Raw genomic sequence first — 16,352 nt, 5'->3', positions numbered from 1 at the left:
CATCGTATCATTCCTTGATAGCTGATGTGGTTAGAGATTGCCAGTTTTCATGGATTTTGGCAAATTTTGGATGGATGTCCGTTTTAGTTTGTTTTAGTTTTAGTTACGTTTTAGTTTTATGGATGTCCGTTTTAGTTTTTTTAGTTTCTATCCATATATGTCTAAATTACTGTTCTGGATAACTTGTATAACTGTCACACGCTACAACTATTCTTGCAGCTCCCATATTAAGTCAGGATCCATTTCTCCATATATGGTAAAGTACCTGCATGCTTTTATAATTGTAAGTATGTCTAGACACTGATTTACGGGATAAGAACCACTTTGCCCACCAGCAACAATATCACAATATTTCTCAGCTTTCTCTTCACCACTAGTTAGATTATATAATTTATCATCTACGTCCACGGCCAAATAAGCAATATATTTACCATCATTGCCACCCGCAATTGATAATGCTTTATTATTCACGGAAGAGCTAATTACAACCATCGTCTTATTTTTTCCATTTAACCTCCTTATCGCAGATTCAACTTGATTAAAATCAGCGCATGTGTATTCAGCATCCAAACTCTTCACACCAGACCAGTCGTCTTCATAAATTTTATCTACGAACATTGCAACATCCACTATTAATTAGTAGGCGTATATATTTGTGTGCCACTAGGTCCGTGAACAATTAGTTCATCTACACCAAGGTTTCTCGCTAGTGAACGTAAACCATTGCCCGGAGCTCCACAAGCTCTACATGGATCACGATCAACCCACATTTCTGCTATTCCAGCAGTTCCAGCGTTGCCATCGTTAATGGCTTTCTGAACAACTTCTGCTTCAGCATGCGTCCTTGTTTGTGCATTAACGCGGGTAAGTGTTATTTCAGTTCTTGGTGACTGAAGACTTGAATTAATACCATAATAAGTATTACCGTTTATTACTAGCTTTGCTAATGTAGCGTTGTCACCATCCGAACCTGCTGTAGGCAACCCTAGTTCATCCCTTCTATCAGCTAAATCATTAAATCCCGCATCAGAAGGACCACTACCTAGTCTCCCCTCCGACAACCAATCCTGAAATGATAGAGTACCACCATTGGCAAGATAATCATCATACTCCTGTCTTGCAATACGATAGTTTTCTTCATTAAATCAGAAACATTAACACATTAAATCAGACACCCACTCCTAAATATATAACCATTTGCACATCCAACACATCTGATTGAAATGGTTGCTACATCTAGTCTCCCACACTTAAGTCTTACGGCCTTTTTTTGTGAATAAACGGTTTGATGATTTGTAGTAATAGTTAATTAGAAACAGTAAACACACGGAGTCGTACACAGTTGCACCTCAGCGTGCACTGATGCAGCTAGTTATGACTCAGCGAGTGTTTTTAAGTGAGCAGCAGACGAACAGCCCCGAGATTCGGTGTTCGCCGATACTCCAATCTACGGCATGCAGCGGTGAGCCTGTGACTCATGCCGACCAGCCCCTTGAAGCGGCTCTCGAAATGTTGGGTCATATAGAGCCAGTGATTGGGGTCGATCTGTAAACGCTCAAGTATAGGGGGTTGGTCGTCAGGTATGTAGCTCCGTTTGTTTTCCAAGATGGCACGCCCCGTCCAATCGACAAGTGCAAGATAGTCACTGAGCCGAAACGGCAGTCCCTTGGGCATGTCTTGGCGAGGGTGGCCGATAAAAGGCGCTAAACCCTGAGGTGTTTCTTTTTTATCCGAGCATGCTTGATCACGAACTAGTTGATCTGTCCGCTCCGCAATGGAGGTGTACTCGGATTGCTCCGGTATCTGCGCCAGTCCTGCCCTGATTGGATTGAGATCCACATAGGCCATACAGGCCATCAACGCCTTTTCATCCAGCAGGGCCTGGGATTTGTATCGGCCCTCCCAGTAGCGACCGCTACAACCGTCCTCTTTGTTGGCCTGACGGGCAATCGGTTCGTTGAGACAGCGCATGAACCAGCTAATATCGTGCAGTCGCTTGCGCCATTTTGTCAGCAATTCTGAAACCGTTTCGCGCTCAGCACGGGTAATAGTATCCTGAGAAAGATAGCGTTGAACGATAACAGGCAGCGAGAAGAGACGCTCCCACCGTGCGATCACCTCCTGCTCGCTCCATTCATCTGCACATTGGGTGTCGACATGGAGTATGACGTGGTAGTGATTTGACATCACGGCATAGGCGCAGATGTCGATGGCGAATACATCTGTCAGCTGTTTCATGCGATCGACGATCCATTGGCGCCGATGCTCATAGCTTTTGCCGGTATGTGAGTCTACACCACAGAGGTAGGCCCGGCGCACGCAGCGGGAGACGCAATGGTAATAGGGGGTTTCTTCAAGTAAAACAAGGGCTTTCCTTGGCTTGGGCATCGTATCACTCCTTGATAGCTGATGTGGTTAGAAATTGCCAGATTTCATGAATTTTGGCAAATTTTGGATGGATGTCCGTTTTATTTGTTATTTGTGGTTTTATTTGCGTTTTATTTGGTTTTATTTTTTTTCTTTTATTTTTGATATTTTACTATAGGTTCAGACTTTACCCCTTTACCAATCAATTACTATAGACTTGTCTTTTTTACCTACTTCGTTTCAGTAGATCGTGTTACGAGTAAGTTATCTTCAGTTAAAACATATTCGCCACCCGCCTTCCATAGATTAAAATAATTAACTAAACTAATATCTTCGCAATTTATCAATGGCATACCTACATACCACACTAAGTCATAGTCTGTGGTTAATCCGTAAAATGCCTCAAAGAGGGCAATCACTTTTTTATCTGTTGGTACATTACTTTCAATATAATCACCAACTATTTCATTCAGCCAAATATTTGGTCCATCAGCCTGTAGTAGCTCATGTACTTTATTAACATCATCAATATAGATTGGCTTTGCTCTATCGATAATAGCACATAGCTCAGCATTACCTTGCTTATCGCAAATAACTCTTTTTTGCATAAGATCGTCTACTGCCAATGAGATCAGTTTGTCGTTAGTCTCGACATCAGGTGATCTTGAACCACTTCCCCCTTTTGTTAAAAACTTCACTTCCAATATATTTGCCATTCGGCTAAGTAATTCTTCAGAATTCGGGAAATAAAAAAATATCTCTTTTAATTGGTCTTTAGACAATACTGACGGGTCCGCATGAAACAAGGTATAAAAGTGGCTTACATCAAAGTCTTCTCGGCCCTCACAAAAATCCCGCCATTCTTCTAGCAAACTACTCATCATTAATTCTCACTAACTCCCAATCAGTGGTGGCAATAGATTTGGGTCTATCTGCCACCGATCACGTAACCTGATAATACCACTATTAAATTCATCTAAAGTTGAACTATTATCAATAATCTCTTTCAATTCAAGATGAAAAAGACCAGATCCATCTCCTCCATGTCCACCACTTACACCAGTTTCAGGATGCGTCCATGTTAGCTCAGTAGTACGTGTTCTAAAACGCTTTATTTCATCCATAGATACACCCCACCTACGGAATGTTGGCGCTCTGCATGCCATACACCATTCATGAAGCCCCCTAGGCTCCCTAATACGTCTTTCAATAACACGCCTAATACTGGCATCACTCCACAATTCATCTAATTGCCGCGGTGTTAGATCATCAAACCAACGATTAAATTCCTCGTTTCGTACTCCTGGTACATTTCCGTCTACTAAGAGCTGTTCGCGCCTATCTGCGCGCATACCTCTGACTCTATCAACCGCATCATCCGTGATATTCCTAACCCGATCAAGTGCTGCCCGTCCAGCACCCCTGACCAATCTCAGCATATCCTCGAGTGCTTCTCCCACCCGGCGAATACGCCCAAGACCGGCTGTCATTGCATCAATCGCCGCATCTTGAAGCGTCAGCGGTACAAATATCCCCACTGCCGCCACAGTCGTAGCCGCAAACATTTCACGGGCTTGCGACTGGTTGCTCATCTGCTCATCCATCAACGGCATCAAGCCGTTGTCGATCATCTCATTATTGACCGTTTGTAGAGCCTCGATGTAACGTTCCATTGCCTCTTCGGCTTCACGTTCGAGTATATCCCGACGTTGACATACTGCTGCATCTGTTGTCTGGACTCGGCCACTGCAATCAAGAGTCTCACCATGCTCCTGTATATGTGCGTTGAGCGCCTCTTGATTACGGTTGGCATCGATTTCTGCGTGCCATACCCGCTCGTCACTGTGCAGCCGGGTCTGATAGCGTGCCAGAATCTCCTGGTAGAGCTCATAGATGTCCACCAACAGTGGCTCGTTACGCTCCTGCGGTAGGTTGGCGAGGAAGGCGACCACATCTTCGTGCGTAACCAGGCTGCCCAGAGACATCATGAGCTCTTCCGCAATCTGCTCATCGCTGGCGCCCGCCGGAATGGCGATATGCATACGCTCGCCGCCATAAGCGGGGAGATGTCCGATCGCTATACCTACCACATCGACCTGGGTGTCACTCAGGCCCGGATAGTGGAGTTGCAGTTGATTGCCATTTCTTACCCAACCATGAATGCTGCCCATGTTGAAAGGCTGATCGGTGTATTGAGCAAGAACTCCGTCAATGGTGTCGCCATAGATGATGCCAGGAAGTCCTGTGCCACCTCTGAGATTACCGAGTCCAAACTGGAACTCTTCCGGTACGTTAACGTCCCTGATACAGATATCAGGCGCACCGGTGGAGGCAAAATCATCGATTAACCTATCCCCATACTCCTCTCTTTCGAGGGTTGATAGATAGTCAGTCAGTTCGCCGGCATCGATCTCCGAGGTTCCGGGTATGGGATAGAGATCAAATATGTTGACTGGTTCCATTGAGCCGTCTGGACCATCCGGTACCCATTGCGGAATACCGTTGACTATCTCCCAGTAGAGTCCTAGTGGGTCAATGGTGTTGAGAGGGTTACCCCCTACATAGGCATAGGTATTCAACCCACCCTTTAACCCTATTGGGTCACTGGTCAGGTAACGCCCTGTATTGGGGTCGTAGTCTCGCTGGTAGTTGTAATAGGTTCCACTCTCCTGATCTTCATACTGCCCCGGCAGTCTAAGATTGAGTGTAATCGCTTGTTGTTCGATCCGGATCAATCCAAATGGACTGTAGTCTGCCAACCAGACGATCTGCTGATCTTCGTCGGTAACCGCCCTTGGCGCACCCAGGTGATCGGTATGGATGGCATAGGCGGTCTTACCTTCCAGCTTCAGGATCGGCCGTTGCTGCTGATAGAGATATTGCGTGGTGACCTTGCCGCTTTCATCGGCCTCGGCAGTCAGCTGATGAGAATCGTATAGGTAGTAGGTAACTTTGGGTCGCTTCGAGTTTGTATAAACGACTTTCTTGATCCGCTCTCCGAAGCGGTTGTAGGCGTATTCGGCGACTAGGGTCTTGTTTTCCGGATCATCGGGATCGACCCGATAGAGTCGGATTGGCCGCTGATGGACGTCGTATTCATAGTGGCGCTCACCGATCTGTTTGGGGCTGCCTGAGGCGTTGTAGCGGTAGGCTTGGCTTTCTCCGTTTTCCTGGCTCAGCAGCCGGTTGCCCTCACCTGGGTTGGGATAACGGTTTTCCTGGGTGGTGATGTTGCCGTCTTGGTCGGTGTGTTCCTTGTAGGTGCGGTTACCCAGGCTGTCGTAGTCATATCGGTAGCTGCCCAAATTTGTCTTGGCCTGGGTGAGTCGACCGAATAGATCGTAGTCGTAGCTTTGCAGCATACCGTCATAGTCGATACCGGTGATTCGGCCCTGCCCGTCATATTGGTACTGCAGCTTGAGCTGACGGCTGTGGTCGATGGCGGTGACCCGGCCCAGCTTGTCGTGGTGTCGGGTTACTCGCAGGCCGTTACCGAAGGTCATGCCCGTTTCGTCATCGCTTGCATCCTGGTCGATCTCGCCGACCAGCGGATCTTGCTTTATCCCAAGCAGACTGTCCCGGGTGATGGCGCGGAGTTGGCCCTTTTGTAGCCCTTCCGTGTAGTAGTGGTAGGTCAGGATCTGTCCGTCGGGCAGTTGTTTTCTACTGAGCCTGCCTTGAGTGTTGTAGGCATAACCGGTGATGAAGCGATGACCATCGATGTGACGGCTGTGCTGGATGAGTCTTCCCTGGTCGTCGTAGGCAAATCCCTCGTGGCTGATTGCATCGGTGAGCTGGGCCAGGCGGCCGCTGTTGGGATCGTAATCCAGGCTGGTGGTGCCACTCGGCGTGATCTCCTCGATCAGGCGATTGGCGGCATCGTAGCGATAGCCTGTGGTGAGGCCTTGGGCATCGATCTTTTGGATGCGGTTGCCTGCGTTGTCGTAGACATAGCGGACCTCACCGGTGTCGGGGTGACTTTGCTGAATAAGGTTGCCGAAGTCATCCTTGATGGTCTGGGTTGTATTTTGGCGGGGATCGGTCAGGCCGATGGCCTTGCCATTCTCGTCATAGTGGAGCTGGGTAACCCGGTTACCCGGCTGGGTGACGGCCAGCAGTTGGCCGAGGCCGTTGTAGTCCAGTTCGGTGGCATAACCCTGGGGATCCTCGACTTCGGTGAGACGGCCTGTTTCATTGTAGCGGTAGTGGGTCTTTCCATGGGGTGACTCACTGACACTGAGCCGGCCTTGGGCATCATAGAGATAACTCACGGTGGCCAGGAGCTGACCTTGGGCATCCTTGAGGCTACGTTGGGTAAGGCGCCCCTCGTTGTCGAGTTCCTGTTCGATGCGATTGCCGGTACTGTCTTCCATACCGGTGGCCCGGCCGGCCTCATCGTAGTTGAGTCTTATCTGTTTACCATCGGGATCAGTGATGGCGGTGAGGTTGCCAATGGCGTCGTAGCCATATTTAACCGTCTGTTGGCCCTGGGTCACCTGGGTGACCTTGCCCCGGCTGTTGTATTCAAGGGTCAGTTTGGCCTGGCCGCTGCTTTGAACCTGTTGGGGACGGCCATAGGCATCGTACTGGGTGACCCGCAGGGTGCGTCCGTCGGGGGTCTTGAGTTGACTCAGGCGTTGCTGGTTGTCGTAGCTGAGGTTTATGTGGTCTTCCACATCCTCGCGTGGGCCGTCGATGACAGTAAGGTTTCCGCTTTCGTTGTAGTCGAGGCGGGTGGTGCGTTGGATGGGAGTAAAACGGCCATCCGTTTCTGGACGGTATCCACTCTCGGTAATCTCGATGGGCAGGCCTTGGGGGTTGTAGCGATTCGTCAGACGGTGTTCGCCCTGGGGATTGATGCTGGGACGGATCACCGCGCTGGGTTTTAAGTCTATTACATTGGCATATTCGTAACGGGCCAGGGTTTGTGGGGGCTGCCCGCCCGCTTTACGGGTGACGAGGGTGGTTCTTCCCTGTTCGTCGTATTCATAATGCTTGGTGATGCCATCCTTGGTGGCGAGCTCGATCAGCTGCAGCTGCTCGTTGTAGCGGTAGCTGACATCCCCCCGGCCGCAGCTGGCGCAGCCGGGACCCTGGATCGCGGTGACCAGGGCCACGCCGTTTCTGATCTCGGTGGTGTAGGTGCTGACCTTGCCCTGGCTGTCGGTGACTTGGGTCTCGCCGGGGGTGCTGAAGTCGAGGCTGACCTGGCCTACCTGGTCGACATGGGTGGAGAGGACTGCCCGGTCCTTGTCGTCATATGCCCAGCTGGCATAACGGATGCCCCGCTCGTCGGTGATGCCGGTGAGGTTGTGGCGGTCGTGGGGATCGGTGTAGTGGTAGATCCGGGTGGTGCCATCGTGGCGGGTGACCTGTTGTAGATTGCCGACGTCGTCGTAGCGGTAGCGGGTTTCTTTTCCGCTGGGGTCGTAGAGGGCCTTGAGGCGCCCGTTGGGGTAGTGATCGAGACTCAGCTCCCGCCCTTGGGGATCGCGCACCAGGAACAGTTTTCCCTGGGGGTCGTAGAAAAGGTTCAGGGTCTGGCCGGTGGCCAGGACGATGCGCTGGAGTTGGCCTTGGGGGCTGAACTGGAGTTGCCGCCCGTCGCGCCAGTGCCAGGTGAGCTGGGCTTGGTTGATCCGCAGCCAGCCGTCGCTGATGCGGGGGGCGACAAATTGGTCGAGGATGTCGCTGGGTTGAAAGTGGATCACCCGGCCGTCGCTCTGGCGCAGGCGGTAGCCGTCGCCGTCTGGTTTGAGACTCAGGTCGTAGCTGTGGCTCCAGCCGTGGCCCAGGGGACCGCTATAGTCGCTGTGGCTGTTGTAGTGACGCTTGAACAGCAGGCCCAGGGTGCCGGGCAGCGGTGATATGTCGACTTCCTGCTGGTATTTGTTGCCGGTGACCACATGGATCGGGTTGCCGGTGTGGCTGCTGGCAATGCCGGCATTCTGAGCGGTGGGGCTGTCTGTTAATCCAGGAGCATCGTTCGGATCGCATGGCGGGAGGCCTTGGTCATCACCATCGCTGATGGATGGCAGGTCGTCGCCATCGCTGTTGTTACCATTGCCGCTATCGCCCGTGCCGCTATCACCCCCTCCGGTAGCTTGATCGTCTCCATCGGTCGGCGTATCCGTATCGTTGTCATCACCGCCCTGCCCCTCGTCATCATCCGGGGTGGCGCCGCCGTTCTGCGGATCGTCCTCGGTCGATGGCGGCGTACCGCCACCCCCCGGCGGTATCATGTGGACATTGTTGTCGTCCCGCCAGGCGTCCGACTGCATGCGGACCGTCGCCACCGAGGTGATCGGTAGACGGCGGGCGTTGTAGTAGTGGATGTGCTCAGGATCGACCAGGCGCATCACCGCCGGGATCACCCGATCCATCAGCGGCACCTTGAGTTGATAGCCGTAGGTGACCTTGACCTTCAGCAGGTTGGCGTCCTGGATATTGACGCCGCTGCGCCCCACATCACGCTCGCGCCAGCGCAGGTGGCTGTTGGGGATACCGAAGTGGACGTCGCCTGTGCGCGGATCGACGATCTCGCGGCCGTACTCGTCGAAGGCCTCGATGGTGGGGTTGATGATCTCGATCTCGGTGAAGCGGCTGTCCTGCACATCCAGGCTGGCGCGGGTGATCGCCGACAGCGCTTTCTCGGCGCTGCCGTCGCCACCGAACAGGGGCGCCAGGCGCAGGCCCAGTTCCCGGCGCATGGCGTCGCTCTGGGCATGGTTGACCGCACCCTTGCGCGCCGCTTCGAATGTGGCGTAGTTAATAGTGGTCTTGGCGTCGAAGAGCAGTGCGCTTTGCAGTCCACCCAGTCCCATCAGCAGCAGTGCCGGCAGCGACACCAGCAACTCCGTCATGGCGGCGCCACGTTGTCCTTTGAACAAACGGCTTAACATCCCTTTGATCTGCATCCTGCTCTCCTAAATGAACTACTACAACTTTGTGTTGTTTTGTTATTAGTAACGGATCAACCCTTTTGCCGGCGAAGGAATATCACTGATCGGTTTGTAGATGATTTCCCGCAGTTTTTTGAGCTTGGACTCTATCGCCAGCCGTTCATAACTTGATTCCTCAGCCAAGCTCTGTGCCCTCTGTAACGACTGATGCGCTTTCATCAAATAGGCTTCCGCCAGATTGTGATGTGGTTTCGGTTGCCTCGGGTCACGCTGTAGTGATGATTCATAGGCATGAATCGCGGCCTCGATATTGGCCTGATGGAGCCGTGAGTTTCCAAGTCTGAACCAGGCATAGAAATCATTGGGGGCAATCTCAGTAATTGCATGATAGTGTTGCTCCGCTTCAACCCACCTGCCCTGCTCATAGGCACTGTCGGCAATCTCAAGATTTGTAAATGCCTTCCGCTTGGGAGCAGTTCCGTTGCATGCTGCAAGTGTAATAAACACTAATGCACATAGAATTTGAATCACTGCTTTGTTTAACACAATGGCCCTCTTAAACAGTCGCTGATTACCAATAAAAATGATCACTCTCGGAAATACCCTGTTTACTGATCACTCCCTGGTTCAGTTCCAGTGTGTAGTAGGCTCCACGTGCCGATGCAGTACGAAAGGGCTTGACACCCTCCTGACACTTCACCACCTTACCCTTCTTGTCCATAAAGACCAGATCCAGTGGATAACGCATCCAAAATGTATGTACTGATGCGCAGCGCTCAAGCAATAAACCATCAGAATCGTCAAGCCGCTTTTTTCCTAATAGACCTCGCAGGCGAGTCAAATAGCTATCCGCCACCCATGCTTCGAGTGCAGGAGACCCTTTGGCAGGATCGTCTTCAGTAGCATGTTTTTTGAGCCTGATACGTTTCATGTTTCCTACTCTTGCTCAGTCACCTGTTAGTCTTCACCATCATCTTCGGTTTGAGTATTGATCTCCATAGCGCCATAGCCATCTCCGGCATAAGCATGAAGTGTTGCACGGTAACCGCCACAGGATGTATTCGTTCTTACGATGATTGCCTTGGTTCCATGATATTTCTCGGTTTCCGTTTCATAGAGTATTGGATCGCCGGAACCGCTCACCAACTCTTCCGGGTGATCCACAACACCATTGCCATTGAGGTCATCATAGAGATAAAACACATGTTGGTTACTGAGTATTGGATTGGATGTGGAGTTGGAAGGTGAGAGATATAGCTCCAACTTCATCTCACCAATCGGTCTATCATTTGGATCACTGACAGTAACCACCATGACATTGTCTTGATAATCGTCAGGATAGAAGATGCATTGACCTTGATTATCGAGCAATTCGGTTACTGTCCAGGTAAAGGATGTAGGCGCGATTGAGACATTTGTACCTGGTGAGAATTGATCATTACTGTTGTTACATGCTGAGAATAAAAGACTCAACAAAAAAACCGATAGCCCACTGACCAATCGTTTAGTGTATGTAGTATCAATAATTTTTAATATATACTTCATTTAAGCTTCCTAACCTGGCCAGTTAAAGGCCCATACCAATGGCTTGAATACAGGCCATGTCAACACACCCTTTTGAATCGCACTGCTAAGGATGACAAAGATGATGATCAAAAAGGTGTTGGGAAAAATAAACATAACCAGCGGGCCGAGTAACTTGACCGGCGCCTCCATGGCCAGTTTTTCCGCTTTCTGGAATCGGGTCGACCTCAATTGATCGGCCTGCGCTTTGAGTACAGGCCCGAGACTCGAACCTGTCTTTTCAGCCTGGATAATACTACTGACGACGTTTCTTATGCTTTCAGTGTCTACACGATCGCCCAAGTCGCGCAGTGAATCCGCCCTGGGTTTTCCTGCTCGAATATCCCTGAGAACGCGACTGAATTCTTGCCTGAGAGGACCGTCCGATGCCTTATTGATGGCCTGTTGCAGTCCACCGGTAAAATTGGTTCCCGATTCTACGGCCAGAATGATGATATCGAGATAGAACGGCAACTCTCTAAATATACTTTTATTACGTTCCTCTGTTGCTTCACGTAACCATAATTCCGGATAGAAGAAACCACCGACCAGGCCGAGCGCCATCATATACCATGCATTGGACCCGATCAGACTCAGCAACACATAGACGAAAAGTGAAAACACTACAGCCGCAATAACTTTACCCGCAAAGAACTGGTCAGGACTCAACATATAGTCGATCCCTGCTTTCCTTAGCCTTAACAATGTGACAATGCGATAATTTTGGGTAATCAGCGGCCCGAAATAGTGTACGAATGCACTGACAAGCGGCCATGTCAGTCGAAATCCCAATGGTGGTCGGTCCAGATAGGATCTATCCTGATCCGGAACCACGGCGAACACCCGATATGTGTTCCAGATTATCAGGCTAACCACCCCACCGAACATTACGCTGACGATTATAAATTCCACTTTTAAATATCTATATTGACTATTTTTCGAATCATTAACCCACCAATGATCTCAAGGATTATGATGACGGCTAAAAAGATCCAACCAAGCAGATTGGTGAATATTGGTGCGATATTTTCACGATCGACAAAATAGAGTGCGCCGATAATGAAAAATGGCAATAAACCGACCACCCAGCCCTGCAAGATTCCCTGAGATGTGAGCGCCTTGATCTTGCCCTCCATCTCCATCTTCCGCCTCAGGCTATCCGACAATCGGCGGAATATTTCCGATAGGTTACCACCCACATCGTTTGCAATTTGTGTTGCTGTGACAACCAAATCAAATTCTTCGGTCTGTACTCGCTCAGCAAGATTATCCATCGCTTCGGATAGGCTCATACCAAGCCTCTGCTCCCTTAGAACCAGTGAAAATTCCTGGCTTATAGGTCCCTTGGTCTCATTCACCATGGTTTCCACAGCTGAAAGGAAAGTCTGGCCGGCACTCATACCACTAGCAATCTGTGTCAATGCATCAGGTAGTGCATGAATAAGTTTCTCCTTGCGCTTGGCCTCCATACGCATGAGCAATAATTTCGGCATTACCAGCAATACAAGGACCGCCAGTGCGATATAGAAAAAAGATCCGGTAAAAAAGTAGATGACAACCGGTAGCGCCAGCAATGATGCCACGTTCAGCAAAAACATTTTTTTTGCATCTACAAACAGAAACAGGTTCTCAAGTTTGCTCTCAGTTTGCTCTGTAAATACCGATTGATAGCGCTCATAGCCATGCACACTGAATCCCAACAGTACCCAGATTACGGCACTGATAGCTATAAATACGAGCGCAAGAATAAAATTGATATCCATCAATGGAATTCGTCTTTTTCGTTTCCGAAGATTGATAAATCAACCGGAACGCCAATTGATTTTATTGACTCATAGAAGGAGGGCACGAAACCAGAGGCAACAAACTCTCCCCACACTTTTCCATGTTCGTTGAATCCACGCTGCCTGAATTCGAAGATATCCTGTAGCTGTATCGTATTACCCTCAATACCGGTAACCTCTGTAATTTTGGAAATTTTCCTGGAACCACAGGCATATCGTGTCTGCTGAACAATAATGTTGACCGCAGAGGCTATCTGTTCACGAATCGCCGTGACCGGCAGATCCATACCTGCCATCAACACCATTACCTCAAGCCTTGAAAGTGCATCCCTTGGACTGTTGGCATGTGCCGTAGTGAGTGAACCATCATGACCGGTATTCATTGCCTGCAGCATGTCAAGGGCCTCGCCTCCCCGGCATTCACCAACGATAATACGATCAGGACGCATACGTAGCGTGTTCTTCACCAATTCACGAATGGTGACAGCACCACGCCCCTCTATATTTGCCGGTTTTGCCTCCAGTGATACCAGATTAGGTTGGTAAAGTTTAAGCTCGGCAGCGTCTTCCACGGTGACTATGCGCTCACCATCCGGGATGAAGCTTGACAACACATTCAGCAAGGTGGTCTTACCCGAACCGGTACCGCCGGATACAATGATATTCTTGCGCTGCTCTACACAAACCCTGAGAAAATCAACCATTTCCTGATTGATCGATCCATAATCTATGATGTCGTTGAATGTCAATCGATGTTTAGCGAATTTTCTGATTGTCAGGCTAGGTCCCTTAATGGCCAATGGTGGGATGATGGCGTTTACGCGAGAGCCATCCTTTAAACGGGCATCGACCATTGGACTTCCTTCATCAATACGTCTGCCCAACGGAGTAATAATGCGTTCAATGACCGACATGACGGCTTGGTCACTACTGAAGTTTTCACCGCTATTGATCAATTTGCCGGCACGTTCTACAAAAACTTCCTGGTGATTGTTGACCATGATCTCCGTAATTGAATCGTCTTCAAGAAAACGCTCAAGCGGCCCAAGACCAACAGCCTCGTTAATCACACTACTACGAAGCTTTGTTATGTCGATATCAGCGGGGAGATCTGATGTGATGCGACCAATGATTTGATCTATCAGTGTTTCTGCCTCGACCCTTAACTGTTCATCAGACATGCTGTGCACGTCTTTGCGACGGAGATCCATCTCAGATATCAGCTGTTCGTGGATTATTCTTGTCCAGTAGAGAATAACCTTTCCTTGTTCATCGATCAGGCTATTGACAGGATTAGTTTCCTGTACCGGCTCTTTTGTTTCCCGACTTGCGTCTGGACTCTCTTCAACAGGGTGTTGCGATATTGCAGAACTTGCCTTGCTTGGATCAAACTCTACTCTCAGTATGACATCACCGATTGTAATCTCGTCATTGTCTGTCAAAGGACCATAGTTGATAACACGCTCTCTATTGACCCAGGTTCCCGTGATACTTCCCAGGTCCTCAATATGTATCTGGTTGTTTTGCGAAAATAGTGTTGCATGTCTTTTCGCAATATGTCGATGCTTGAATACCAGATCGCTATGACGTGCGCTGCCGATTACACACCTGTCTCCCTTTACAGTGTAGCGAGTTCGGCGCTTGCGGCCTTGTTGGTAATGAATATCAAACATTTCGACTAATCCAGGATGCTGAATTCAAGCTCTTTCTTTAGTTGATTAACAGCATTGTTTCTAACCCCCAACAGGTTTCTTGCCCTTTGATCATAGGTATCGTCAATTTCAACAACCTCGGGTGTGAGAAAGACCACCATTTCTGACATTTCATGCTGAATATCATTACTCTTGAAAAGGCCGCCAAGTACAGGTAAATCACCCAGTCCTGGAACCTTACTGGTGCCTCTGCCCTGTTTAGCTTTTAACAATCCCGATATAACGATTGTCTGACCGGAATGAACATTAACTATTGTCTCCGTTTCATTCTTTAAAATACCCGGCACATCCAACACAGTTGTAGACGTGTCGATCTCACTGACTTCTGCTTTTATGGTTGTATATATCTGCTTTTCATTATTTACCCGCGGTGAAATATCCAGCTTTATTCCATACTGCTTGAATTCCACGCTGGTTCCACCATTTGTACCGGTCACGGGGATAGGATACTCACCACCGGATATAAATTTGGCAGTACCACCATTGACGCAGCTGAGAACCGGCTCTGACAACACGACAGCATCACCGTCTGATGCCAGTAGATTTATGCGTGATGTCAACGCTGTCGCTATACCAAAGTAAGACGCGAAGGGCTTCACATTGAGAGGTAGTGGTGTGCCATCAATTGCTGAGGTTGGCGACCTGAATAGGGAGTTCGTTACAAAATCGCCGACTGTCGCAAAGGTTGGTCCGTCTAAATCCGTCGACCAGTCTATACCAAGCTTGGAGAGCGCACTTTTTCTGAACTCAACCATCTTGACACTGATCCTTATCATACTATCCATCCGAACACGCTTTTCAGGATCTTGCTCTGTTACCCGAATATTGTACTGACTATAACTTCCATCCTTATTCCACAGACGCAAGGAGGTACTTCCTGCCTTTTCGCCAATGACCAGTAACTCATCCGTACTAAGAATCTCTAGTTTGATTATACCCGCCTGTCCAATCGCAACACGGTCAACAGCTACTTTACCGAGTATCCTGACCTCACCAATAAACAGATCGACATTCTTTGCATAAACACTGGTTGCCATCATCACCATATATAAGGTGATGACTGTTTGTAAGACTTTACTAATCACTTGTTGATTGTCCTCAAAAAGGCCTTATTCTGTTTAAGAATCAAGCTCATATACCACCAATAATGTACTCAATTCCTTTTTCTTTTCGGACAATCCGTTTCCTGATTTTAGGTTTTGGAATTGGCTTGTTTAACAAGCGCGCAACTGTCATTGGATCATCGCTAATCAATTTATCGTCTTGCGGTGAACGCAACAGTGCTGTGATCTTTCCAATACTTTTAGCAAGCGTAATTTTTTCTGCCACTTCCGGCGTCACTTCAACTGTAATGATTCGAAATGAGTCATCTGACTGCCTTCCGGTTTTATCTATATGGGTATAGGGACCAGTAGCAATCACATGCAGATTTTGAATTATCGGAATGATCCTGTCCTTGTAGTCGAGTAACAGATCAATTTTGTCATTCGGCTGGAGAAAACCTGATATCGAATTGATTTTATCGACTGTGAAGGCAAGCGCCCTCTTGCCGGGCTTTAGTTTGCCTGAAAAGGTTGGTATCAATCCGCCTTCAAGATGAGCCCACAGAAGCGGCCGCCCCTTTGTGATATCAAAACTGACTCTTTGTCCAGTTGCTGTACTGAATGTTGACTCAGTAACTGCATTTTTATGCGCATACTTTGCGGGAATTTTACGTACAGAAAAGTCACGCAATGTAACGACTGTTCCTCTTTGTATATTTCTGTTCGGCACTACAAGAGCAACCATCTCCTCGGTCTTTTCCAGCTGGCTTTTGTAGTAGTTGACCTTTTTTTCTATAAAATCCTTTGTCAGATATACCCCGCCCACACCAAGCGCCAATGATATTATCAACATAATTACATTCTTGTTGATAATACTGACTTTCTTTCGTTGGCCTGTGGAATCTTTCGCATGCATCATATCCATAGTTGTCTACTCGATCATTTAGGGTAATGAATAGAGCAGAGACCTATTTCGGTCAT

At 48.8% G+C, this 16,352-nt stretch carries 13 protein-coding genes; all 13 read right to left on the bottom strand.

Annotated elements, in window-relative coordinates; genetic code table 11:
- Nucleotides 1-207: 207 nt before the first annotated feature.
- The 13 genes from AB8516_RS01275 to cpaB all read right to left on the bottom strand — a co-directional run bounded on the left by AB8516_RS01275 (nucleotide 208) and on the right by cpaB (nucleotide 16,296).
- Nucleotides 208-618 carry an Imm1 family immunity protein gene (locus AB8516_RS01275; RefSeq protein WP_369157310.1) on the bottom strand — a complete coding sequence of 137 codons (411 nt, stop codon included), beginning with the start codon at nucleotides 616-618 and terminating at the stop codon, nucleotides 208-210.
- A 14-nt stretch (nucleotides 619-632) separates the two neighbouring features.
- On the bottom strand, nucleotides 633-1,061 hold the full coding sequence (locus AB8516_RS01270) for a deaminase (RefSeq protein WP_369157308.1): 429 nt from the start codon (nucleotides 1,059-1,061) through the stop codon (nucleotides 633-635).
- Nucleotides 1,062-1,392: 331 nt separating this feature from the next.
- On the bottom strand, nucleotides 1,393-2,388 hold the full coding sequence (locus AB8516_RS01265) for a transposase (protein WP_369157306.1): 996 nt from the start codon (nucleotides 2,386-2,388) through the stop codon (nucleotides 1,393-1,395).
- Between the two features lie 209 nt (nucleotides 2,389-2,597).
- Nucleotides 2,598-3,251: a hypothetical protein gene (locus tag AB8516_RS01260; RefSeq protein WP_369157304.1), complete on the bottom strand. Its 654-nt coding sequence runs from the start codon at nucleotides 3,249-3,251 to the stop codon at nucleotides 2,598-2,600.
- 9 nt (nucleotides 3,252-3,260) lie between these two features.
- Entirely contained in the window at nucleotides 3,261-9,284 is a 6,024-nt protein-coding gene (locus tag AB8516_RS01255; protein ID WP_369157302.1) for a DUF6531 domain-containing protein, read from the bottom strand.
- Between the two features lie 45 nt (nucleotides 9,285-9,329).
- The gene (locus tag AB8516_RS01250) at nucleotides 9,330-9,776 is read right to left on the bottom strand and encodes a tetratricopeptide repeat protein (RefSeq protein ID WP_369157300.1); all 447 of its coding nucleotides are present in this window, start codon (nucleotides 9,774-9,776) and stop codon (nucleotides 9,330-9,332) included.
- A 64-nt stretch (nucleotides 9,777-9,840) separates the two neighbouring features.
- Nucleotides 9,841-10,200 carry a DUF192 domain-containing protein gene (locus AB8516_RS01245; RefSeq protein ID WP_369157298.1) on the bottom strand — a complete coding sequence of 120 codons (360 nt, stop codon included), beginning with the start codon at nucleotides 10,198-10,200 and terminating at the stop codon, nucleotides 9,841-9,843.
- 26 nt (nucleotides 10,201-10,226) lie between these two features.
- A complete protein-coding gene (locus tag AB8516_RS01240; protein ID WP_369157296.1) occupies nucleotides 10,227-10,814 on the bottom strand; it encodes a hypothetical protein in 588 nt (195 codons plus the stop codon).
- Between the two features lie 9 nt (nucleotides 10,815-10,823).
- A complete protein-coding gene (locus AB8516_RS01235; RefSeq protein ID WP_369157294.1) occupies nucleotides 10,824-11,744 on the bottom strand; it encodes a type II secretion system F family protein in 921 nt (306 codons plus the stop codon).
- 2 nt (nucleotides 11,745-11,746) lie between these two features.
- A complete protein-coding gene (locus AB8516_RS01230) occupies nucleotides 11,747-12,595 on the bottom strand; it encodes a type II secretion system F family protein (RefSeq protein WP_369157292.1) in 849 nt (282 codons plus the stop codon).
- Nucleotides 12,595-14,289: an ATPase, T2SS/T4P/T4SS family gene (locus AB8516_RS01225; RefSeq protein WP_369157290.1), complete on the bottom strand. Its 1,695-nt coding sequence runs from the start codon at nucleotides 14,287-14,289 to the stop codon at nucleotides 12,595-12,597. Before AB8516_RS01225 ends, AB8516_RS01230 begins: the two co-directional genes overlap by 1 nt.
- Nucleotides 14,290-14,294: 5 nt before the next feature.
- Nucleotides 14,295-15,413 (bottom strand): type II and III secretion system protein family protein, encoded by a 1,119-nt coding sequence (locus AB8516_RS01220; protein ID WP_369157288.1) that lies wholly within the window; start codon nucleotides 15,411-15,413, stop codon nucleotides 14,295-14,297.
- A 46-nt stretch (nucleotides 15,414-15,459) separates the two neighbouring features.
- On the bottom strand, nucleotides 15,460-16,296 hold the full coding sequence (gene cpaB, locus AB8516_RS01215; RefSeq protein ID WP_369157286.1) for a Flp pilus assembly protein CpaB: 837 nt from the start codon (nucleotides 16,294-16,296) through the stop codon (nucleotides 15,460-15,462).
- Nucleotides 16,297-16,352 lie beyond the last annotated feature (56 nt).

The sequence above is a fragment of the Candidatus Thiodiazotropha sp. LNASS1 genome, from assembly GCF_964212655.1.
Taxonomy (GTDB): domain Bacteria; phylum Pseudomonadota; class Gammaproteobacteria; order Chromatiales; family Chromatiaceae; genus Thiodiazotropha.
The sequence above is the reverse complement of the archived record's forward strand: the minus strand, read 5'-3'. Positions and strand labels throughout refer to the sequence as shown.

Bases quoted from the DNA above. Each gene is read 5' to 3' on its own strand.
- AB8516_RS01275 (WP_369157310.1), bottom strand. From the start codon at position 618: ATGTTCGTAGATAAAATTTATGAAGACGACTGGTCTGGTGTGAAGAGT.
- AB8516_RS01265 (WP_369157306.1), bottom strand. From the start codon at position 2,388: ATGCCCAAGCCAAGGAAAGCCCTTGTTTTACTTGAAGAAACCCCCTAT.
- AB8516_RS01260 (WP_369157304.1), bottom strand. From the start codon at position 3,251: ATGATGAGTAGTTTGCTAGAAGAATGGCGGGATTTTTGTGAGGGCCGA.
- AB8516_RS01255 (WP_369157302.1), bottom strand. From the start codon at position 9,284: ATGCAGATCAAAGGGATGTTAAGCCGTTTGTTCAAAGGACAACGTGGC.
- AB8516_RS01245 (WP_369157298.1), bottom strand. From the start codon at position 10,200: ATGAAACGTATCAGGCTCAAAAAACATGCTACTGAAGACGATCCTGCC.
- AB8516_RS01240 (WP_369157296.1), bottom strand. From the start codon at position 10,814: ATGAAGTATATATTAAAAATTATTGATACTACATACACTAAACGATTG.
- AB8516_RS01230 (WP_369157292.1), bottom strand. From the start codon at position 12,595: ATGGATATCAATTTTATTCTTGCGCTCGTATTTATAGCTATCAGTGCC.
- AB8516_RS01225 (WP_369157290.1), bottom strand. From the start codon at position 14,289: ATGTTTGATATTCATTACCAACAAGGCCGCAAGCGCCGAACTCGCTAC.
- cpaB (WP_369157286.1), bottom strand. From the start codon at position 16,296: ATGGATATGATGCATGCGAAAGATTCCACAGGCCAACGAAAGAAAGTC.